Raw genomic sequence first — 21,451 nt, 5'->3', positions numbered from 1 at the left:
TGGGCTTTAACCGGTGGAGTTTTGTTCGCGTAACTTAGCCAGAGCCACTTCTGAAGCGTTTATATCTTCCCGCGGGCGCTGTTTGGGCATTGTATCTACCGGTGCGGCAGCTACCTCAGTGGCGCGCTTACGTAAACTAAACCAACCGGCAACCAATAACACGGCCACCACCGGCAATGTGGCGATAGTCCAGGTTCCATTCGGATAGTCGAAAGCCATCATCACTAAAACACCTGCCAGGAAAAACAGTGTCAGCCAGGATGTGACCGGCGCACCGGGCATTTTAAAGGATACGGGTTTTGCTGTTCCCTGCTTTATTGCCTGACGTAATTTCATCTGACAGATAATGATGAATGCCCATGAGCTGATAATACCTAAAGAGGCAATATTAAGAACGATTTCAAATACCTGTGATGGTACCAGATAGTTAAGTAGCACGCCGAAGACATAAATACCCACGGTAACCAATATGCCGGCGTAGGGAACAGATTGTGGGCTCATTTTGGACATGAATTTAGGTGCTGAGCCACCCATGGATAATGAGCGCAGAATACGACCTGTCGAGTAAAGGCCAGAGTTCAAACTGGAAAGTGCGGCAGAAAGTACCACGATATTCATGATGGTCCCGATATAGGGGACGCCTAAGTTACTAAAGAAGGTGACAAAAGGGCTTTGGCCGGCCTGATAGGCATTCCATGGCAGCAGACACACCAGTAGCACCACAGAACCGACGTAGAATAGGCCAATCCGCCAAATCACACTATTAATTGCCTTTGGCAGCATCTTTTCCGGGTCTTTACATTCACCGGCCGCCGTACCAATTAATTCAATACCGGCAAAGGCGAATATCACCCCTTGAACCAATATCAACGCGGGTAACAACCCGTGGGGGAACAATCCGCCATTATCGGTTATCAGGTGTATACCGGTGGGATGCCCGGCAACACTTTGCCCTGTGCCGAGAAAGATCACACCCACGACCAGAAAGATAGCAATGGCTGCGACTTTGATCAGTGCAAACCAAAATTCCATTTCAGCAAACCATTTAACGCCAATCATATTCATGGTGGCAACAATTGAGAGCGCACCCAGTGCAAATAACCACTGCGGAACATCAGAGAACGTCCCCCAATAGTGCATATAAAGGGCCACCGCAGTGATATCGACAATCCCGGTCATGGCCCAATTAAGGAAATACATCCATCCGGCAACATAGGATGCTTTCTCACCGAGGAATTCGCGGGCATAAGAAACAAAGCTGCCACTGGTTGGGCGGTGCATAACTAATTCACCGAGCGCTCTAAGAATAAAAAACGAGAAAATCCCACACACCAGATACACCAAGGCCAGTGCGGGGCCAGCCATTTGCAAGCGGGCGCCGGTGCCTAAAAATAACCCCGTACCAATAGAGCCACCGATAGCGATCATCTGGATATGACGTCGGCCCATACTTTTGTGGTAGCCAGTATCATGAGAGTCTAGCCAGCGTTTTTTGGCGGCGTGATGGGTCTTTGCAGTATGTTTTCCTGACATCATAGCTTTCCCTATTTTCCTGTCTGTCGTGCAATCATCGTGAATGTATTACAGCAACTGATTGCTAAAGGTTAATGCATAAATAGCGTCTTAGCGCCTTCGATTATTATGGTTTCTATTGCTGCCACTGGATTCTGGGAGGGCATGCTATCGTTTCTATCGTGATGAGGCAAAAAAAATATTCACTTATAAATTATTTTTTTTGTTCTATTACCGGAATCAGTAATTGCAAATGAAAGGTTAAATTATATACAGGAAAAATGTTTTTATGGTAATGTATTACTTATGCTTATAGGGCGAAATATCAGTATTGCTTAACTTATTGTTACATATATGAAAGTAGAATTGTTTTGGATCGGAGTTATAGATTGGCTGTATATTATTCAACGATAAACCCTTCTTAGATTGAGTGTATTTATTAAGATTATTGCTTCACATAAAATTGCAATTTATCTTATTATAGATAAAAATAATATATTATTTTTCTAAGCGTTAAATTTATAATTTATTTTTGTGTAGCGCAGTTAATATTTACGATGATATTTATCAAGCAATTAGATTGTTGTATTAACGTGACTCAATCTAATAGGTAAGTTGCAGAAACTCTTATTCGAATAGCCTCGACTTAGTGCTGTGCATAAAGCGTACTGCGTAAGATGCAATATGAGATCTAACACACAGTTTTCCGAGAATGATATTGCATTTTCTCACCTTCAATGATGATACTAATAACGCAATAGTTATATTTATTGCCATAATTTTATTGAGGCGTGTTACTGGTAAAGCAGGCAAGACCAAAATAAAAGTGTCCCCCGTCCGCGGGTGCATTTTTGTTTTGGTCTTTTTTTTTGTTTTTTTTAAGTGATAAATTCAGGGGAATAGCGATGGATTACCAGCAGTTAGGATTGAAGATCTTAGCGTTGATCGGGGGGAAGCGTAATGTCAGTAAGTTAACACATTGCGCCACCCGCTTGCGTTTTGAGTTTAACGATGACACTAAAGTTGATGCTAAACAGATTGAAAAACTGGAGGGTGTGATCAGTGTGGTCGAGCGAGGAGGCCAGTTTCAAATAGTTGTCGGCAACAACGTGCAGCAAACCTATCGGACGATATTGAAAGAGATTGGCAGTGTGCCAACAGCAGAGAAGCAGGGCAATAAAAATAAAACCAAAAATGGTATTTTCAGCCAGATAATCAGTGTGATTTCTACCACCTTTACCCCTGTCATTCCGGCTATTACCGGAGCCGGGATGATTAAGGCGTTGCTGGCAATTTTGAAACTCACCGGTGTGATTACAGCTAGCAGTACCACTTATCAGTTGCTCGATACCATTGCGGATGCGGCATTCTTTTTCCTGCCGGTTCTGCTGGCATATGGTGCCGCGATTAAGTTTGAATGTAATCCTATTTTGGCAATGACGATTGCCGGGGCACTGTTACACCCTAATTTGGCACAAATGTTGGTAAAAGGTGACGCGGTTAGCTTTATCGGTATTCAGGTCAGACTGGCTGATTATGCCGGTTCGGTATTACCGATTATCTTTACCGTTTGGTTGATGTCTTATGTCGAGCGCTTTGCCGAGCGAATTTCGCCCTCGATGATTAAATTTTTTACCAAGCCAATGATTATATTATTGATTACTGCTCCTTTGGCATTAGTCGTGATCGGGCCATTTGGTATCTTTCTTAATGATATGGTGGGCAGTGGTGCTGCCATTATAAACACGAAAGCCAGTTGGCTTATTCCCATGTTAATGGGGGCGCTGCAACCCTTCTTGGTTATTACGGGCACGGCGTGGGCCATGACCCCGATTGCAACCATGCAATTGACTAAGCAAGGCTATGAGATGATCAATGGCCCCGGTATGTTGGCATCCAATATTGCTCAGGGGGCGGCGACACTCTGTGTCGCCTTCAAAACAAAGAATAAGAACTTGAAACAACTGGCATCTTCAGCAGGCTTCACTGCACTTTTGGGGATAACCGAGCCGTCATTATATGGTGTGACCCTGAAGCTGAAACGCCCGCTGGTGGCGGCAATGATCGGCGGGGGCTGCGCTGGTGTTTATGCGGGGTTAAGTGGTGTGGTGCGTTACGCCTTTGTATCACCAGGGCTTGCTGCATTACCGGCGTTTATTGGCGAAAACCCAATGAACATTGTGCACGCATTAATAACCTGCGTTATTGCTATTGTGGTCACTTTCGCCCTGACCTGGGTATTGGGCTTTGAAGACCCGGTAGATGAACAATCGCAAGTTGATGAAAGTGATAACGTTCCCTTGTCTGCCTCTGTGGCGAGAACTACGGGGACAGCGGCTCAGGCAGCAGTCATAAGTAGTCCATTAAGCGGAAAATTAATCCCATTAGGCCAGGTTAACGATGATGTGTTTTCTCTGGGATTGTTGGGGCAGGGGGTGGCTATTATCCCTGATGTGGGTGAAATGCGCGCCCCAGTAACAGGTGAAATTATGACGTTCTTACCCAGTAAACATGCCGTCGGAATTAAATCAGACGACGGGGCTGAGGTTTTGATTCATATCGGTATTGATACCGTCAACTTAAATGGTCAGCACTTCAGTTCGACGCTGCAAGTGGGGGATCGTGTCATGGTGGGCGACCTACTGGTGAGTTTTGATATCACCGCCATTACTCAGGCAGGCTACGATATCGTCACACCGGTATTGATTGTAAACAGTGATGCGTATTCGCAGGTTAGCAGTGTAGCTTGCGGGCCAACTCAGTTTGGTGAGCCGATTATTACTCTGGGTGCACGTGGTTAGGGGGCGGTTATGATTTATCAACAATTACAGAACTTCCCAGCAGGATTTCTCTGGGGCGGTTCCACCTCTGCCTATCAGGTTGAAGGTGCTTGGGATGAAGACGGTAAAAGTCCATCGATCATTGATATGTGCCAGCATCCAGCAGGGACGGCAGATTTTAAAATCGCCAGTGACCACTACCATCACTATAAAGAAGACGTTAAGTTATTTGCCGAATTAGGCTTAAAGGCATACCGATTTTCTGTCGCCTGGACCCGCATTATCCCTGATGGTTCGGGGGCGGTTAATCCTGCGGGGATCGCGTTTTATCAGAATTTGATTGATGAACTTAATCATTACGGCATAGAGCCAGTTGTCACACTTTACCATTTTGATTTGCCCTATTGTCTGGAGCAGCAGGGTGGTTGGGGGCATCGCGCCACGATTGATGCCTTTGTTGAATACGCCAAAGTGCTCTTTAGCCATTTTGGTAGCAAAGTAAAATATTGGCTGACGATTAATGAGCAGAACACCATGATCCTCCATCCTGGGGCAATTGGTACTCCGCCCAATGGTCAATTACCGGATAAAAAATCCTTATATCAGCAGAGTCACCATATGATGTTGGCACAGGCGCAGGTGATGGCGTTGTGTCATCAAATGTGCCCGGAAGGTAAAATTGGTCCGGCGATAAATACCACATCGATGTATCAGGAAACCTGTGCACCACAAGATGCTATCGCAGCCCATAACTGGGAAACATTACGCTGCTGGAGTTTTCTCGATGTGGCGGTGTATGGTCGTTACAATGCGTTGGCGTGGCGTTATTTGCAGGATCGTGGATTAGCGCCCACGGTGGAAAGTGGCGACAGTGAAATCCTGTCACAAGGGCGGCCGGATTTTGTCGCGATTAACTATTATTCGACGGCGACTATTGCTGCCAGCCGGGGCGATGCCTCAGATATCACGGCCCGTGCCGGAGATCAGCAGATCATGTTGGGTGAACCGGGAGTGTATCGCGCAGCAGAAAATCCGTTTGTGGATAAAACCCGCTATGGCTGGGTGGTCGACCCCATTGGTTTACGTCTCACGTTACGTAAGACGTATGAGCGCTACCATCTGCCCATCCTGATTAGCGAAAATGGTATTGGCGCACCGGATTCGCTGCAAAGCGACGATCAGGTTAACGATGACTATCGTATTGATTTTCTGCGTAAACATATAGAGCAAATGCAGTTGGCTATCAGTGATGGCGTAGAGCTAATGGGATACTGCCCGTGGTCTGTTATTGATGTTGTCAGCACGCATCAGGGCTATGGTAAGCGCTATGGCTTTATTTATGTCAATCGGACTGAACATGATTTACTCGACCTAAGGCGTATAAAAAAAGCCAGTTTTACCTGGTATCAACAAGTCATTGCCTCAAATGGTCAGTATCTTTGACCGTAGTTTGATATTCTGGGCGGTAGAGAACCGCCCATGGCACATGAACAGTTGGCATACTAGACAGCCCGGTAGACCGGGCTAATCATGATATAAAGTCATTGCGGCGCAAAGACAGGGGTGGCTAGAAAAATGGATGTCATTAAAGTATTGAATAACAGCCTGGTCTTATCTGTCGATGCCAACAATAATGAAGTTATTGTTATGGGGAAAGGTATTGGATTTAATAGCAAAATTGGTGATGCGATTGATGCTGGGAAAATAGAAAAAGTCTATGTGATACAAAACACTCAAACCAGTAGAGAATATGTTAGGTTGATCGAAAATACGCCAGAAGAGTATATATCTTTGGTGCAGAATATTATGAGTGACGCCAATGCCAGCCTGAAGGGAAAGCTTAGTGAACAGCTATTTTTTACTCTAACGGACCATATTACCTTTGCCATCGAACGTTTTCACAAAGGGATTTCAATCCAAAATAGATTGTTATACGAAGTAAAAAGATTTTATCCGCATGAATTTTCCATTGCGCAACAAGCAGTTAAATACTTAAATGAGAAACTCAATATTCAGTTACCTGAAGAGGAAGCGGGAAATATAGCTTTCCACTTGGTTAATGGTCAAACTGATATTCAGAGTATGGAAAGTACACTGCTCTCAGTTAAGATGTTGAAAGACATATTTAATATTATAAAATACCATTTTAATGTCGTAATTGATCAAGACTCGCTAAATTACCAACGCTTTTTGACGCATATGCAATTTTTTATCCAGCGAATGATTGAACGTAACCAGATAGAAACCAAAGATGACTTTATTTTTGAACAAATGATCCGCGAGTACCCTGGTGAGTACCGTTGCAGTATGTTAATCGGTGAATACATCAAAAACCTGCTCAGTATTACTCTCTCAAATGACGAAATGTTGTACTTAATCATTCATTTAGTTCGTATTGCAGGCTCGTCAATAGATGAAGAGTAGCACCAAATAACAACAGGTGGTATTTCAGTATAGGTTTGTCTGTCAGCGACAAAAAAGTATAACAGACAAATCTCACATCCTTCAGATTATTTAATTACAAAACACCAAGTTAAGTTAATTAAAATAAACTTGACGATAGCCTCGCAATTACAATACATCGTTGCACCTTAACTGTTCTTTTATTTTAAATAGAGTGGTAGTTTGCCATTCTATATTCACATTTGAATTTTTTTGTGTTGTTTTTAACATCAATAATAATTTTTAAGTGCCAGGTTGGTCGATGCCTCATTGAGATACATCAGTCAAAAAATATCAAATCACTATAACCGGCTAAAGCATTAGATCCGTTACCTCCCGTTCCTTAGGTGCTACCCAATAGTAGGTCTAAAATGAAAAAAATAAATCAGGATGTCGTGCTTACCCCCGTCGAACAGATTGACATGTCGGGGAAATCTGCAATCAAGAGAGTTATTGCACACTTAAATCAGATGAACATAAATACTATGCCAATGGCATTATTTATGACTATTTCAGCTATTGTATTCATTTCGGCTTATGCCAGTTATTTACCCAAAAATATGATTGGCGGCCTGGCTGTAATCATGACGATGGGTTTTGTTTTATCACATATCGGCCGCCACATACCGGTGTTGAAAGATATCGGTGGGCCCGCAATTTTGTGTTTAATGGTACCCTCGGTTTTGGTTTATTTTGGTATTTTCCAAACCAACACCTTGGATACTGTCCACTTGCTGATGAAAGAGGCGAACTTACTCTATTTTGTTATCGCCAGTCTGGTGGTCGGCAGTATTCTTGGGATGAACCGCGTGGTGCTTATTCAGGGAATGACCCGGATGTTTGTCCCGCTAGTGGTGGGAACCATTACGGCGGTGGTTACGGGGTTGCTGGTGGGTAAATTATTTGGTTTTACTCTTTATCACACCTTCTTCTTTATTATTGTACCTATCATCGGTGGCGGTATTGGTGAGGGCATCTTGCCATTGTCGTTGGCTTACTCGGCTATCCTTGGTCAGGCTCCTGATGTGTATGTGGCCCAACTGGCACCGGCTGCGGTGGTGGGGAATATTTTCGCTATTATTTGTGCCGGGGTGCTGGCTCGTATTGGTCTGCGTCGCAAGGATCTCAATGGTGAGGGGATGTTAATTCGCTCGGCACAAGATAATGCGGTATTTACCGCCCAAGAAGGGCCAAAGCAAGCCGATTTCCAACTGATGGGCGGTGGGTTATTAATGACCTGTGCTTTCTTTATTGTCGGGGGCTTATTTGAAAAGATTGTCCACATTCCCGGCCCGGTGCTAATGATTTTGATTGCGGTGATGTGTAAATATGCGCAGGTTATTCCGTCGAAAATGGAACAAGGTGCGCACAGTTGGTATAAATTCGTCTCCACCACACTGGTATGGCCGCTGATGATTGGATTGGGGATGCTGTATGTTCCACTGGAAAGTGTCGTCGCCGTATTCTCTGTCGGTTATGTGGTGGTGTGTGGTTCGGTGGTGTTGTCGATGGCCGCAGTCAGTTTTATTATCGCACCCTATCTGAATATGTATCCGGTTGAAGCGTCGATCGTCACCAGTTGCCACAGCGGGCTAGGTGGCACCGGTGATGTTGCTATTCTCTCTGCCTCGAACCGAATGTCACTGATGCCATTTGCCCAGATAGCAACCCGTATCGGCGGTGCGTCCACCGTCATTGGGGCTACGTTACTGTTGGGTTGGATTATGTAAATAACTGCCCGATAAGACTGAGGTCATCAGCGGCATCCCTGAGCAAATGCCGCTGGTTTTTTATCAGGACAGTTTCTGTGCGTGCTGGTTGATAAAAACAGCTTCGAGGCAGTGCGGCTCATTACTGGCAATACTGCTTTAAGACTTCTTGCTGGCTGGGTAGCAACTTGTAGAGATAAACTGGCCGACCGGTCGCACCGTAAAGTACCTTAGTGCTTAAAACGTCGGTATCAGAAAGGTAAATCAAATATTTGCGACAAGAAACCCGTGAAATACCAATGGCGTTCGCCATTTGTTCGGTTGAAAATTCCCCATCCTGCATTTCCTGAATCCATTCACACACCGTGCGCAGTGTTTGTGCTGTCAGCCCCTTGGGTAGCTTCTTGCGCTCAGTTGGCGTCGCATTGCTACGCCGCAGTAATGAGTCGACATCTTCCTGAGCACAATATTCACGTTGCCCCAGCAAACTCTGTTTTTCCCGGTAAGTGGAGAGTGCCTCTTCGAAACGCGAAAACTGGAAGGGTTTAATTAAATAGTCCACTACACCGTATTGCAGCGCTTTCTTAATGGTATTCACATCGGTGGCAGATGAAATAACAATCACGTCAGTATGTTCGCTGAATTCACGCAACACTGGCAGCAAATCCAAGCCATTGTCTTGGCGCATAAAAACATCTAATAACACCAGGTCAATGGGGTGTTCTGTTGTCATCAAATGCTCTCTGGCTTGCTGTAAACTGGACACTGTACCGCAGCAGTTAAAGCCTGCCACTTGGCTCAGATAGCACTTGTTCAGCTCAGCTACCATTGCATCATCATCTACTATCAATACATTAATCATGATTTACCGCGCTGATGTTGTTTGAAGGAATGTCATTCGGTGTGATGTCGTAAGGAAGGCTGATAAAGAACTGGGTAAAAACGCCCGCTTCAGAATCAAATTCTATATTGCCACCAATACTCTCTAAACTCTGACGCACCAGGCTCAAACCGATACCGTGCTCATTTCCTTTAGTGGAAAAACCATTATCAAAAATACGGCTTTGCAATTCTGATGCGATACCCGGCCCATCATCGCTGACAACACAATGTAGCCGGCCATTTTGATAGTGGAAGCTGACATTGATCTCCCGTTGACTCAGGCTACCAATGGCGTCCATGGCATTCTCGATTAGATTACCCAACACCGTAATCAAAGTGGTGGTCACTTGCTCATTATCGGTATCGGGGAGCAGGCTTTCGTCACTGATGGATAGGGTTATCCCCAAATCGCGCGCACGGTTAATTTTCCCCAACAGGAAACCGGCTATCACCGGCGATTTTACTTTACGCAACAGCGATCCAATTTCTGCCTGATAATTATTGGAGGTTTTAACGATGTAATCTTCAAGTTGCTGATAATACTTCATATGCAACAGACCCAAAATGACATGAAGTTTATTCATAAATTCATGTGACTGCGCCCGTAACGCGTCGGCATAGTGCACCATACCGGTCAAGCGTTGCATCAGTTGGCTCACTTCAGTTTTATCGCGGAAGGTGGCAATAGCACCGATAATATCGCCTTTTACTATTACCGGCACGGTGTTGGTCAGTAATATGCTGCCATTAAAGTTTATCTCTTCATCACGGCGAGCGATGCCCGTTTCCAATACTTGCTGTAAGTACAAGCGCACCGGCCAATATTTGCTGGCATTACTTAATAATAAGTTCTCCATCGGCCCACTTTGTTTAAATAAGCGCTTTGCTTCATGGTTAACGACGGTAATGCGTGAGTTGGCATCAACCGCAATGACGCCTTCCTTAATGGATTGCAACATGGCGTTACGCTGTTCGAATAAATTAGATATTTCATACGGCTCGAAACCTAGCATAATTCGTTTAAGCGCTTTGACTAAAAACCAGGTGCCCAAGGAGCCAATCAAAGCTCCGAATAATATGGTCCAGGGAATGGTCCAGCGAGTTTCGCTCACTACCGAATCGATACTGGTCAGTGAGATACCAATGGCGACCACCCCTAACTGTTTGCCGTGCGGCTCATAGACCGGAATAAAAATACGTAATGCTTGCTCAAGGACGCCACGGTTTATCGCACTGTTCTCTTTCCCCTCAAGCGCAGGTTGCAGATCATTACCGATAAAGTGTTGACCGATCATTTCAGGATTAGGGTGTGAATAACGGATGCCTTTCATATCGGTAACCACGATGAACAACAGACCATTGGCTTTCTGAACTTCACTGGCATAAGCCTGAATCTGCCGTCCGGCAGCCGGGTCACTCAATCCGTTAATAATCGTGGGCGAGAACGATAATGTACGTGCTACGGCAACGGCCTTGTCTTGCAAACTATCCTGTGCCATTTGACTGAGCTGAATAAAGAACAGAGTGTGAACCACCAACAGCACCGAGACAATGACCCCAGAAACCATCAAGGTAATCGTGGTGCTGAGCCGTAACGGCACTTTTTGCTTTGCTGCCGTTGTTGCGTTGTTCATGTCATGCTCCAGAGACACTGACCAGTGTGATGCATCGACCACTAGATTGAGGTAATAGGGGTGGGTGAATCAGCGGTAAGCTAAATAAACGGGTAAACTCAATTACCCTATAGTTTACGCCGTTTATTTATTAGGATGCTAAGACTTAGAATTACTTTAACTACATAACGATTTATATAATTATTCAAACTGAATGCTGTCAGGCGGTTGTCCCATTTGCCGCGCAAGGAACCGCTACAAGCGGTTTTATCATCAATTTGCCAAGCGCGGGACGGAGGCGATGATCAATTCAATCTCTTTATCGGCCAACTCGTCATGGGCCGCTGCCGATAAACTGCTATCAGTGATAACCACATCAAAATCAGTTAATGGTAATGCCAGATAGGTGGCTATTTTGCCGTATTTTGACGCATCAGCCAGTAGCACGCGCTTACTGCTGACTTCACAGACTGCCCGTTTGACCACCACCTTATCTTCGTCTGGCGTAGAGATACCCCGCAATCCCCAGCAGGACGCGGAAATAAAAGCGATATCGATGGACAAGTTTCGTAGGGCGCGGGCTGCTGCCTCACCGACACATGAGCGGTTTTCACGACACAGTGTGCCGCCGGAGTGAATCATTCTGCATTGGCAGGATTCAATCAGAAAGTTGGCGATCACAAAGTCATTAGTCACCACCAATAAATCATCTCTGGCCTCCAATTGGCGCGCCAATGCCAGTGTCGTTGTTCCCGCATCAAGATAAATACAGCTATTACGTGGAATATGCAGTGCGGCTGACATGCCAATGGCATTTTTCTGGCTGCTATACATCAGTGTCTTATCCAGATGCGAGGGTTCTGCGGCCAGCCGCTCGGTGGAACGCACCCCACCTGACACTGATAGCACTGCGCCTTGCTCTTCCAGCTTCTGCACGTCACGGCGAATAGTCATGTGTGATACGCCTAAACGATCAGTCAGTTCAGCAATGCTAACCACTCCACGTTCGGCAACCAGTGCCAGTATCTGTTGGTGACGTTCAACCGGTATCACGTTAACTCCTCGCCAAATTCACCCACTTGCGGGCTATAGGATGGTAATTAATGTGATTATACGTCAAGAGTGAAAATTTCTTTCTCATTTTTTAACGTAAATGTTACGCACCGCGGTGAAATGGGTGATGTTACGGGTAAAAAAAGGCGGTAAAAATAGCTAATCGATTAATTTTGCTGCTGAATGCAGGGGTGAGCTACTGAATGGGTAAATGTGAAATGATGTGATTTAATGATTTTTGGTGTTAATTATTGTGATTTCACTCACGATAACAGCCCTTACCTCCGGCTATGCTTAACATAAGAAATCAAATTATCACCAAAATTAACACGGAGAGAATATGACTCACGCAGAAACACTATCAGTATGCGTTATCGGGCTAGGCTCTATGGGAATGGGGGCCGCACAGTCTTGTATTAAAGCCGGGCTACAGACCTACGGCGTTGATCTTAATCCGCTGGCACTGGAAACCTTACGAAAAAATGGCGCGATAAGTGCCCAAGTCAGCGCGGATGATTTTGCCAAAAAATTGGATGCCGTTGTGGTGCTGGTGGTGAATGCTGCCCAAGTAAAACAGATTCTATTGGGCGAGCAGGGGTTGGCGGCCAAATTAAGGCCCGGCACTGCCGTTATGGTGTCGTCAACTATCTCAGCCCAGGATGCCAAATTGATCGAGCAAGGGCTGTTGGCACATAACCTCATTATGTTGGATGCGCCAGTATCGGGCGGCGCAGTTAAAGCTGCTGCGGGTGAAATGACGGTAATGGCCTCCGGTAGTCGTGCTGCTTTCGAAAAGTTACAGCCAGTATTAGACGCGGTAGCCGGGCAGGTTTATCGCATCGGTGATGAAATTGGCCTGGGCGCAACCGTGAAAATTATCCACCAGTTGTTAGCCGGGGTCCATATTGCTGCCGGTGCCGAAGCGATGGCTCTGGCCGCGCGCGCGGGGATCCCGTTGGATACGATGTATGAAGTTGTCACCCATGCCGCGGGTAACTCGTGGATGTTTGAAAACCGTATGCGCCATGTCGTAGATGGTGATTATTCGCCCAAATCGGCGGTAGATATTTTTGTAAAAGATTTAGGGCTGGTGACCGATACCGCCAAAGCGCTGCACTTTCCTCTGCCATTGGCATCAACTGCCTTCAACATGTTTACTTCAGCCAGTAACGCCGGTTTTGGTCAGCAGGATGACAGCGCGGTAATCAAGATTTTCAGTGGTATTACCTTGCCGGAAAAACAGGAGAATATCTGATGCGACTCGGTGTAATTGCGGATGATTTTACCGGTGCGACCGATATCGCCAGTTTTCTGGTGGAAAATGGCATGTCGACGGTGCAAATCAATGGTGTGCCTGATGCCGATTATCATGTGAATGCCGATGCGGCAGTGGTCAGCCTGAAATCACGATCTTGCCCAACGGCAACTGCGGTGGCGGACTCACTGGCGGCCCTGGCATGGTTACAAACGCAGGGCTGCCAACAATTCTACTTCAAATACTGCTCAACCTTCGACAGCACCGCGCAAGGCAATATTGGCCCGGTCACTGATGCATTACTGGATGCACTGGGTCAGCAACAAACCATCATCTCTCCGGCGCTACCGGTGAATGGAAGGACGGTATATCAGGGCTACCTGTTTGTGATGGGGCAACTGCTGGCGGAGTCGGGAATGCGTAATCACCCAGTGACGCCGATGACAGACAGCAATCTCTTGCGGCTGATGGACGCACAAGCGCGCGGTCGCAGTGGATTAATCAACAGTACAGTGATGGACCAAGGGGTTCAGGCGGTGAGATCACAGCTCGCTCACCTAAAGGAAGAGGGCATACGTTATGTGGTGCTGGATAGCTTAAACGAGAGTCACTTGCTCACGCAGGGTGAAGCAGTACGCGACATGGTACTGGTGACCGGGGGATCCGGCTTGGCCATCGGTCTGGCACGGCAATGGGCTGGTGATGAGTCCCATCAGCCGCAAGCCACATCTGCTGGTGCACCACAAGGCAAACTGTGTGTGGTGCTGTCGGGGTCATGCTCGGCGATGACCAACCGTCAAGTGGCTCGTTATGCACAACAAGCGCCTAGCCAATCGGTAGATATCGCCTGTTGCCTAAATGAACCTGAATCTTATGCTGAAGAGTTATGCGCGTGGGTAATGGAAAATGCGGGCGGTCCGTTGGCACCGTTACTGTATGCCACCGCTGAACCCGAGGTGTTACAAAAAATTCAGCAGCAGTGGGGGGCGGCTGCCAGTAGTGAGGCGGTAGAGCGGCTGTTCGGTACCATTGCACACCGTTTACAACAACTTGGCTTCCAGCGTTTTATCGTGGCTGGTGGCGAAACCTCAGGGATTGTTGCGCAGTCACTGGGTATTCAAGCTTTCCATATCGGCCCGGCAATCTCACCGGGAGTACCTTGGGTAAAATCCACAGATCATCCGGTTTCACTGGCGTTGAAGTCAGGTAATTTTGGTGACGAAAACTTTTTTGCCAGAGCACAAACGGAGTTCGCAGTATGAATGAGCAGCAAGCGCGGGAAGAGATGGTTAAGTTAGGCGCGTCCTTTTTCCAACGGGGCTACGCCACTGGCTCTGCGGGAAATCTGTCAATGAAACTGGCTGATGGCACATTATTGGCCACACCAACAGGTTCCTGTCTGGGTGAACTGCATGCGGAACGGTTATCAAAAGTCAGTTTGGAAGGTGAATGGATCTCAGGTGATAAACCGTCAAAAGAGGTCAGTTTTCATCGCGCAATCTATCTTAATAACCCTGCGTGTGAAGCGGTTGTTCACCTCCATTGCCTCTATCTGACAGCGCTTTCCTGCTTACAAGGGCTGGATAGCCGTAATGCCATCAAGCCCTTTACACCTTATGTGGTGATGCGGGTCGGCGATGTCCCGGTGGTGCCATATTATCGTCCAGGTGACACACGGTTGGGTGAAGAGTTGGCAAAGCTGGCACCCCATTATCGTGCTTTCCTGCTGGCAAATCATGGCCCGGTTGTGGTGGGTAAAAGCCTACGGGAAGCCGCTGATAATATGGAGGAGCTAGAGGAAACCGCTCGTCTGATATTTACGCTGGGTGACCGACCTATTCGCTATTTGACTGATGACGAAATTGCAGAGTTAAGGAGTTAAAGATGCCTAAGTTTGCGGCTAATTTATCAATGATGTTTACCGAGGTTCCTTTCCTGGATCGCTTTAAGGCGGCCAAAGATGCCGGTTTCAGTGCGGTGGAATTTCTATTCCCTTACGACTATCCGGCGGCACTTCTTGCACAGACACTGGCAGAAAACAGTTTGCAGCAAGTGCTGTTTAATACCGCACCTGGAAATGCCAGTAGCGGTGAATGGGGGCTGACGGCACTACCTGGCCGGGAGCAAGAGGCGCGCCGCGATATAGATTTGGCGTTGGAATATGCATTAGTGCTAGGGTGCCCGTCAGTCCATGTGATGGCCGGTGTGGTGCCGGTGGGGGCTGATCGTGCAGTTTATCAGCAGACATTTGTTGAAAATATTCGCTATGCGGCTGACCGCTTTGCCGAACATAATATTAAGGTAATGATTGAGGCGTTAAACCCGAAAATAAAACCTAATTATCTTTTTTCCAGTCAGTATCAAACCTTGGAACTGGCTAATGTTATTGACCGCCCTAATGTATTTACCCAATTGGATCTCTTCCATGCGCAAATAGTGGATGGCAACCTCAGTCAGTTAATTACCTCTTTAGCTGGGCGCTATGGCCATATTCAAATTGCCTCGGTACCGAATCGTCATGAGCCAGATGAAGGGGAGATTAACTACCCGTACTTATTCGATCTACTCGATAGTATTAACTATAGCGGCTGGATTGGTTGCGAGTATCAACCACGGGCTAATACGATGGCAGGCTTAGGCTGGATAAAACCTTACCAATCATAGCTGTTGTCATCGAACACTTCACCGGGTTGTTTGAATCACAGAAATAATAATTACAGAGTCGAGAAAACATCGTGATGTCGTTTGGCGGCCGCGCGCTATTTCTTCGTTACTCGCATTAGGCGGGTGTGGCTCAGAATAAGATTAATAGAAAAGTGCCAATAAGCACATAACAAACAACCTATGTAATATTTTTTTTATCGAGGTTTAAATAATGTCTACCTCCCTACTGCTGACTATTGCTGTTGCCAGCGTTTTACTTTTATTAATATTAGTCATTAAAGCCAAGGTCCATCCCTTTGTTGCGTTATTGGTTGTCAGTCTGTTGGTTGCAATAGCAACAGGTATTCCGGTCAGTAATATCATGAAAGTGATTATGTCCGGTATGGGCGGATTGCTTGGTTCGATAACCATAATTATTGTGCTTGGGTCAATGCTGGGAGGGCTGATTGAAGCCTCCGGTGGTGCGGAATCTCTGGCTCAACGATTTACTGGCTCATTGGGGATCAAGCGCACGGTCATGGCATTAACCCTGACTGCCTTTATTTTGGGGATCCCGGTATTTTTTGAAGTTGGCTTTATCATTGTTATCCCGCTTATTTATGGTTTCGCTAAAGTTGCTAAAGTATCACCCATTAAATTTGGCCTACCTATGGCCGGGGTCATGCTAACAGTACATGTGGCCTTGCCAACTCATCCGGGAGCAGCGGCGGCGGCTGGGCTATTGGGTGCGGATATGGGGCGGCTAATGATGATTGGCATCCTTATCTCTATTCCAGTCGGGCTGATAGGGTATTGGGTCGCGAAGAGTATGAATCGGCGTAACTATGCGCTTTCAATTGACGTTTTGGAGCAGTTGCAGTTGGCAAAACCTGAAACCGGGATTGCTGCTGAACCGGCGAAGGATATTCGTGACCGAATCCCGGGGGCGGGTTTAATTGCTTCACTTATCATTATTCCCATCGCCTTGATCATGCTAGGTTCGTTGGCTGCTACCGAGTTGCCTGAAGAGAGCTTGCTGCGGGAGGTTATCGTGCTTATCGGTACGCCCGCCATTGCATTGTTAATTGCTCTGGGGTTAGCAACCTATCTGTTGGGTATTCGCCGTGGCTGGGGCAAGGACAAAATAGAACAGATTATGGGGGATGCTATTCCAACGTCGGCGGCGGTCATTATGGTTGCTGGCGCTGGTGGCGCTTTTGGTAAGGTTCTGGTTGAGTCTGGTGTTGGCAAAGCATTGGCGGTTTCACTGGAAGCTATCCACTTGCCTTTAATTCCCGCGGCTTTTCTGCTCTCGCTGGCATTACGTGCTTCTCAAGGCTCGGCTACCGTGGCAATCCTGACTACCAGTGGTTTGCTGACCCAAGCGGTTACCGGGCTTGATAGCATGCAGTTAGTATTGGTGACCCTTTCGGCGTGTTTTGGTGGCTTGGGGTTATCCCATGTTAATGATGCTGGATTTTGGGTGGTAACACGTTATCTGGGGCTTTCCGTCGCTGATGGATTAAAAACCTGGACAGTATTGACGACGCTGATGGGGCTAACCGGATTTGCTTTGGTATGGTTGGCATGGGTCTTGGTATAAAGAACAGCAGTCGATAGGAATAAACTAATAATAAGAGTCCGCAGGCCAGGCGGATTCTTATTACATTCACTTTCCCTGTGGCGATTATTCCCCAACACTTTGCCAGTAATCACTCACTATTATGCTAATTTAATGTCAGCTTACCTACTAATCTACTACCGCTAATTAAATCATTCCTACGTCGTTACGCCTATCACATATCGCTAATGTCATGATACTGCAATAGTATCGTTGTTCTCTCGTCTGACCAAAAATAATCAATCTTATTGAAAACAACTGATATACAGCTTTCTAAACCTAAGCTATCTTAGCTTAAGAATTTCATGATTAATTGATAAAACCAAAGGTGAAAGAAGCCAGGACTCATTATTACCATTTTATATAAATTAAAATGTGAAAGTATTACTGTCGCCTAAAATAAGTGGTAGAGGCAAAAAAAAAAGACAGAAAAATAAACAAAAGGTAAACGGGAGATAGCGAATATGCCTACAGATGATAGCAAGAATGGAATTATCGACTACGTATCCACCGGGCATCTACCTGACCCAGACACTGTGGTTAAATTGGTGCAAGAAGCTCATAAACGTTTTGGTGCAGATACCGAAGGTGTAGTTTCTAGCGTTTATCCTGCATTGGAACGCGTTTCGCCGAATCTGTTTGGCGTCTGCATGGTTGGCACCAACGGTAAAGTGCATTCTGCCGGTGATGTAGATGTTGAGTTTACCATCATGAGTGTCTCCAAACCCTTTGTGTTTGCGCTGGTTTGTCAGGCTATCGGAGCCAAAGTTGCACGTGAAAAACTGGGCGTGAACAGCACCGGTATGGCATTTAACTCCGTTACTGCGATTGAACGCACGCCAGATGGCCGCACTAACCCGATGGTGAACTCCGGTGCGATTGCCACCACCAGTCTGGTACCTGGATCAACCAGTGATGAGCAGTGGAAATTTATCTATGACGGATTGTGCCGTTTTGCCGGACGCAAGCTGACACTAAACGAAGAAGTGTATCAATCTGCTTGTGAAACCAACTTCCGCAACCGTGGTATCGCTAATGTGCTGCATGGTTATGGCCGTCTGGGGTGCGATCCTCTTATTGCTACCGACTTATATACCCGCCAATGTTCGCTGAATGTCAGCGCCAAAGATCTTGCGGTGATGGGCGCGACACTGGCTGATGGTGGGGTTAACCCACTGACTCGCGAGCGGGTGGTGGACAACGATGTATGCCATTACGCATTAGCGGTAATGGTAACAGCAGGGTTGTACGAAACGTCTGGTGACTGGCTTTATGACATTGGTCTGCCGGGCAAAAGCGGTATTGGTGGTGGAATTGTGACGGTGTCACCTGGAAAGGGGGGGTTAGGGACGTTTGCACCGCTACTCGACAGTGCGGGTAACAGCGTTAAAGGGCAACTGGCTGCCCGGTTCTTATCACGTAGTCTTGGGATGGACATGTTTGTTTCTGAGCCTTACACCGAAAAGAGTTGAGTTACACGATCTGAGCATTGCGCAGACAGTCATATTGTTTCGTGTGCAAGGTTGATTTAAGAACGAGAGCACTTGGTAGACGAAATTATCTCGCAAACCAAAGGGCTCGAAAACAAGAATACATGTCAAAAGGACAGAGAATTTATGGCGAATCAATCAACTCACCGCGCTGGCGCGGAAGTTAAAGAATCCTGGGTGCCGATGATAACCATCGCATTAGCCCAGATTCTGATGTCATTCAACGTTGCTTCCCTACCGGTCGCATTGGGTGGGATGGTAAAAAGTTTTAATGTGCCACCCACCACGATCGCCACCGCGATTGTTATGTACTCATTATCTGTTGCGGGCTTCGTGATGTTGGGCGCCAAACTCAACCAACGTTTTGGGCCGCTGGTGGTATTTCGCAGCACAGTACTGCTGTTTGGTATCGCGCAGGTCATGATGACATTCAGCCCGAATGTTACTGTAATGATCAGTGCGCAAGCATTAAGTGGCTTGGCGGGGGCGGCTTTGGTGCCAGCTCTGGTTGCTTTGATTGCTGAAAACTATCGTGGTACACAACAGGCGACGGCGCTCGGTGCTTTAGGCTCAGCTCGAGCCGGTGCGGGTGTCGCGGCGTTTCTGATTGGTGGTGTCCTGGGTACCTATATCGGCTGGCGTCCAGCGTTCGGTATTTTGATTGTGTTATCGGCCGTGATCTTTGTGCTGAGTTTCCGATTGAAATCTGATAACGGTCGTCCTGAAGTGGGCATCGATGTGTTTGGGGTGGTACTGGCGGCATCGGCGATTATTCTGCTGTCGTTTGGTTTTAATAACCTGAACCGCTGGGGCTTCGGTCTGGTGCGTGATGGTGCGCCCTTTGATTTGTTAGGCTTCTCACCCGCGCCCTTCATGATTGTATTGGGTATTGTGCTGGGTCAGGCGTTTGTGGTTTGGACCCGTCGCCGTCAGGAACAAGGTAAAACACCGTTACTGGCACTGGAAGTGATTACCTCATCTACGGAAAAAGCGGCAGTATTCGCTATGTTTGCTGTGGTCGCACTGGAAGCGATGTTGAACTTCTCAGTGCCGTTGTATATCCAGATAGTGCAGGGCAGTACCCCGATGGCCACAGCGATTGCCATGATGCCATTTAACTTGTCAGTGTTCTTCTCCGCGATGCTGATAGTCCGTTTCTACAAGAAATTGACACCACGCAAAATTGGCCGTTATGGTTTTATCACCTGTACTATCGCCCTGTTGTGGTTGGCATTCGTGGTGCGCAATAACTGGAGTGAGTTCGCGGTACTGTTCGGTCTGGTGGTATTCGGTCTGGCACAGGGCGCATTGGTGACCTTACTGTTTAACGTATTAGTCAGTGCATCACCGAAAGAGTTGGCAGGCGATGTTGGTTCGTTGCGTGGTACGACTAACAACCTGGCAAATGCCATCGGTACTGCGGTTGCCGGTGCTTTGTTGGTCGGTTTGCTCAGTGCTAACGTGCTGCGTGGTGTGGCTGAAACGCCAATTCTGACGCCAGAAATTCAGGCTCAGATCAATATGGACAGCATCAACTTCGTCAGCAATGACCGCCTGCAAGGTGTGTTAGCTCAGACGACGGCGACACCGGAACAAGTTGCCGAAGCGGTGCGAGTCAATGAAGAGGCGCGTTTACGAGCGCTGAAATTTGGCTTACTGATTATGGCGTTGCTATCACTGCTGGCTATCTTCCCAGCAGGCCGCTTGCCTGATTACTTACCGGGTGAATTGCCTGCGGATAATCTGGATCCTAAAGCCCGCAAATAACATGCTGTATTGATAGAAGAAAACGCTAAAAAGAACCTGGCAGTGTGCTGCGAAAACAGCCACTGTCAGTGTTCAACCCGCTTTAAATCCCATCAGCTATAATCTCATCGACAGTGCGCCTTGTGGCGGCGCTGATGACTGATGCTCGTTTTACAACTTCAATATCGTAATCGCCGCGAACTGCAAGTGATGCATAAACTCACGCAGGATCAGCAGGCGTGCGGCAAACACATTATCTGCCGGTATCCCTTCAGAGGCTGCGGGTCTACCCATCATTACCGCCGCCAGCCTGTCAAACACCCGCTCTACCGCCTCAAGTGATAAGTGCATTTCGCTCTGTAAAGGCAAACCCGCGAGCAGAGCTATCTCGGCTATCTCGCTATCGGTGGTGACTAATTGCGAGGTTTTATTCAGCGCAGGGCTAATACGGATAACTTCATCTTCAACCACCATAATGGCGGTTTCCATCTCATCAGCCGTTGGCGGATTATGGCGGAAATAGCGCTGAGCTGTATGGGTATCACCCACGGTAAGTGGCCATTGAGCACCAGTCGGATCAATAATTACTGTGCTTGCATCACGACCAATATGCAGCAGGGTGATGACCTGCGCGCTATTACTGAGAGATGCGCGGATAGTTTCATATTCGGTCTGAATGCTATGCATTATCTACCACCTAAAGGG

The 21,451-nt window shown here is 47.0% G+C and carries 16 protein-coding genes; 11 read left to right on the top strand and 5 right to left on the bottom strand.

The window, feature by feature from the left end; translation table 11 throughout:
* Positions 1-6: 6 nt before the first annotated feature.
* Positions 7-1,536 carry an L-asparagine permease gene (gene ansP, locus V1953_RS11620; protein WP_372569087.1) on the bottom strand — a complete coding sequence of 510 codons (1,530 nt, stop codon included), beginning with the start codon at positions 1,534-1,536 and terminating at the stop codon, positions 7-9.
* A gap of 881 nt (positions 1,537-2,417) precedes the next feature.
* Here ansP and V1953_RS11615 point away from each other — a divergent pair.
* From V1953_RS11615 to V1953_RS11600, 4 genes are all read left to right on the top strand, one after another.
* Complete coding sequence (locus V1953_RS11615) at positions 2,418-4,313, top strand: beta-glucoside-specific PTS transporter subunit IIABC (RefSeq protein ID WP_372569088.1); 1,896 nt, start codon at positions 2,418-2,420, stop codon at positions 4,311-4,313.
* A gap of 9 nt (positions 4,314-4,322) precedes the next feature.
* A complete protein-coding gene (locus V1953_RS11610; RefSeq protein WP_083159095.1) occupies positions 4,323-5,735 on the top strand; it encodes a glycoside hydrolase family 1 protein in 1,413 nt (470 codons plus the stop codon).
* A 132-nt stretch (positions 5,736-5,867) separates the two neighbouring features.
* On the top strand, positions 5,868-6,716 hold the full coding sequence (licT, locus tag V1953_RS11605) for a BglG family transcription antiterminator LicT (RefSeq protein WP_372569090.1): 849 nt from the start codon (positions 5,868-5,870) through the stop codon (positions 6,714-6,716).
* A gap of 389 nt (positions 6,717-7,105) precedes the next feature.
* The gene (locus V1953_RS11600) at positions 7,106-8,464 is read left to right on the top strand and encodes a 2-hydroxycarboxylate transporter family protein (protein WP_442850919.1); all 1,359 of its coding nucleotides are present in this window, start codon (positions 7,106-7,108) and stop codon (positions 8,462-8,464) included.
* A 121-nt stretch (positions 8,465-8,585) separates the two neighbouring features.
* On the opposite strand, the gene dcuR is transcribed toward V1953_RS11600, so the two are convergent.
* The 3 genes from dcuR to ygbI all read right to left on the bottom strand — a co-directional run bounded on the left by dcuR (position 8,586) and on the right by ygbI (position 11,991).
* Complete coding sequence (gene dcuR / locus V1953_RS11595) at positions 8,586-9,305, bottom strand: two-component system response regulator DcuR (protein WP_083159092.1); 720 nt, start codon at positions 9,303-9,305, stop codon at positions 8,586-8,588.
* A complete protein-coding gene (locus tag V1953_RS11590) occupies positions 9,298-10,959 on the bottom strand; it encodes a sensor histidine kinase (RefSeq protein WP_083159091.1) in 1,662 nt (553 codons plus the stop codon). The genes dcuR and V1953_RS11590 overlap by 8 nt, the downstream gene beginning before the upstream one ends.
* 252 nt (positions 10,960-11,211) lie before the next feature.
* A complete protein-coding gene (gene ygbI, locus V1953_RS11585) occupies positions 11,212-11,991 on the bottom strand; it encodes a DNA-binding transcriptional repressor YgbI (RefSeq protein WP_083159090.1) in 780 nt (259 codons plus the stop codon).
* 340 nt (positions 11,992-12,331) lie between these two features.
* Between ygbI and ltnD the strand changes: the two genes are divergently transcribed.
* The 7 genes from ltnD (at position 12,332) to V1953_RS11550 (ending at position 20,767) form a co-directional block, all read left to right on the top strand.
* Entirely contained in the window at positions 12,332-13,246 is a 915-nt protein-coding gene (gene ltnD, locus V1953_RS11580) for an L-threonate dehydrogenase (protein WP_083159089.1), read from the top strand.
* Entirely contained in the window at positions 13,246-14,508 is a 1,263-nt protein-coding gene (gene otnK, locus V1953_RS11575; protein ID WP_442850918.1) for a 3-oxo-tetronate kinase, read from the top strand. Before ltnD ends, otnK begins: the two co-directional genes overlap by 1 nt.
* A complete protein-coding gene (gene otnC, locus V1953_RS11570; RefSeq protein WP_372569093.1) occupies positions 14,505-15,128 on the top strand; it encodes a 3-oxo-tetronate 4-phosphate decarboxylase in 624 nt (207 codons plus the stop codon). Before otnK ends, otnC begins: the two co-directional genes overlap by 4 nt.
* Positions 15,129-15,130: 2 nt before the next feature.
* Positions 15,131-15,910 (top strand): 2-oxo-tetronate isomerase, encoded by a 780-nt coding sequence (gene otnI, locus V1953_RS11565; protein ID WP_442850917.1) that lies wholly within the window; start codon positions 15,131-15,133, stop codon positions 15,908-15,910.
* A 211-nt stretch (positions 15,911-16,121) separates the two neighbouring features.
* Positions 16,122-17,492, top strand: a complete 1,371-nt coding sequence (locus tag V1953_RS11560; protein ID WP_083159085.1) for a GntP family transporter — start codon at positions 16,122-16,124, stop codon at positions 17,490-17,492.
* A 482-nt stretch (positions 17,493-17,974) separates the two neighbouring features.
* Entirely contained in the window at positions 17,975-18,982 is a 1,008-nt protein-coding gene (gene glsA, locus V1953_RS11555; RefSeq protein ID WP_083159084.1) for a glutaminase A, read from the top strand.
* A gap of 144 nt (positions 18,983-19,126) precedes the next feature.
* Entirely contained in the window at positions 19,127-20,767 is a 1,641-nt protein-coding gene (locus V1953_RS11550) for an MFS transporter (RefSeq protein WP_083159083.1), read from the top strand.
* Positions 20,768-20,917: 150 nt separating this feature from the next.
* Here V1953_RS11550 and V1953_RS11545 read toward each other — a convergent pair whose 3' ends face one another.
* Entirely contained in the window at positions 20,918-21,433 is a 516-nt protein-coding gene (locus V1953_RS11545; protein WP_083159082.1) for a hypothetical protein, read from the bottom strand.
* Positions 21,434-21,451: the final 18 nt, after the last annotated feature.

This window comes from Yersinia sp. 2541 StPb PI (assembly GCF_052217145.1).
Lineage (GTDB): Bacteria > Pseudomonadota > Gammaproteobacteria > Enterobacterales > Enterobacteriaceae > Yersinia > Yersinia enterocolitica_E.
The sequence above is the reverse complement of the archived record's forward strand: the minus strand, read 5'-3'. Positions and strand labels throughout refer to the sequence as shown.

What these genes read in the sequence shown, in the direction of transcription:
- ansP (WP_372569087.1), bottom strand. Translation starts at nt 1,536, where the DNA reads ATGATGTCAGGAAAACATACTGCAAAGACCCATCACGCCGCCAAAAAA.
- V1953_RS11615 (WP_372569088.1), top strand. Translation starts at nt 2,418, where the DNA reads ATGGATTACCAGCAGTTAGGATTGAAGATCTTAGCGTTGATCGGGGGG.
- V1953_RS11610 (WP_083159095.1), top strand. Translation starts at nt 4,323, where the DNA reads ATGATTTATCAACAATTACAGAACTTCCCAGCAGGATTTCTCTGGGGC.
- licT (WP_372569090.1), top strand. Translation starts at nt 5,868, where the DNA reads ATGGATGTCATTAAAGTATTGAATAACAGCCTGGTCTTATCTGTCGAT.
- V1953_RS11600 (WP_442850919.1), top strand. Translation starts at nt 7,106, where the DNA reads ATGAAAAAAATAAATCAGGATGTCGTGCTTACCCCCGTCGAACAGATT.
- dcuR (WP_083159092.1), bottom strand. Translation starts at nt 9,305, where the DNA reads ATGATTAATGTATTGATAGTAGATGATGATGCAATGGTAGCTGAGCTG.
- V1953_RS11590 (WP_083159091.1), bottom strand. Translation starts at nt 10,959, where the DNA reads ATGAACAACGCAACAACGGCAGCAAAGCAAAAAGTGCCGTTACGGCTC.
- ltnD (WP_083159089.1), top strand. Translation starts at nt 12,332, where the DNA reads ATGACTCACGCAGAAACACTATCAGTATGCGTTATCGGGCTAGGCTCT.
- otnK (WP_442850918.1), top strand. Translation starts at nt 13,246, where the DNA reads ATGCGACTCGGTGTAATTGCGGATGATTTTACCGGTGCGACCGATATC.
- otnC (WP_372569093.1), top strand. Translation starts at nt 14,505, where the DNA reads ATGAATGAGCAGCAAGCGCGGGAAGAGATGGTTAAGTTAGGCGCGTCC.
- otnI (WP_442850917.1), top strand. Translation starts at nt 15,131, where the DNA reads ATGCCTAAGTTTGCGGCTAATTTATCAATGATGTTTACCGAGGTTCCT.
- V1953_RS11560 (WP_083159085.1), top strand. Translation starts at nt 16,122, where the DNA reads ATGTCTACCTCCCTACTGCTGACTATTGCTGTTGCCAGCGTTTTACTT.
- glsA (WP_083159084.1), top strand. Translation starts at nt 17,975, where the DNA reads ATGCCTACAGATGATAGCAAGAATGGAATTATCGACTACGTATCCACC.
- V1953_RS11550 (WP_083159083.1), top strand. Translation starts at nt 19,127, where the DNA reads ATGGCGAATCAATCAACTCACCGCGCTGGCGCGGAAGTTAAAGAATCC.
- V1953_RS11545 (WP_083159082.1), bottom strand. Translation starts at nt 21,433, where the DNA reads ATGCATAGCATTCAGACCGAATATGAAACTATCCGCGCATCTCTCAGT.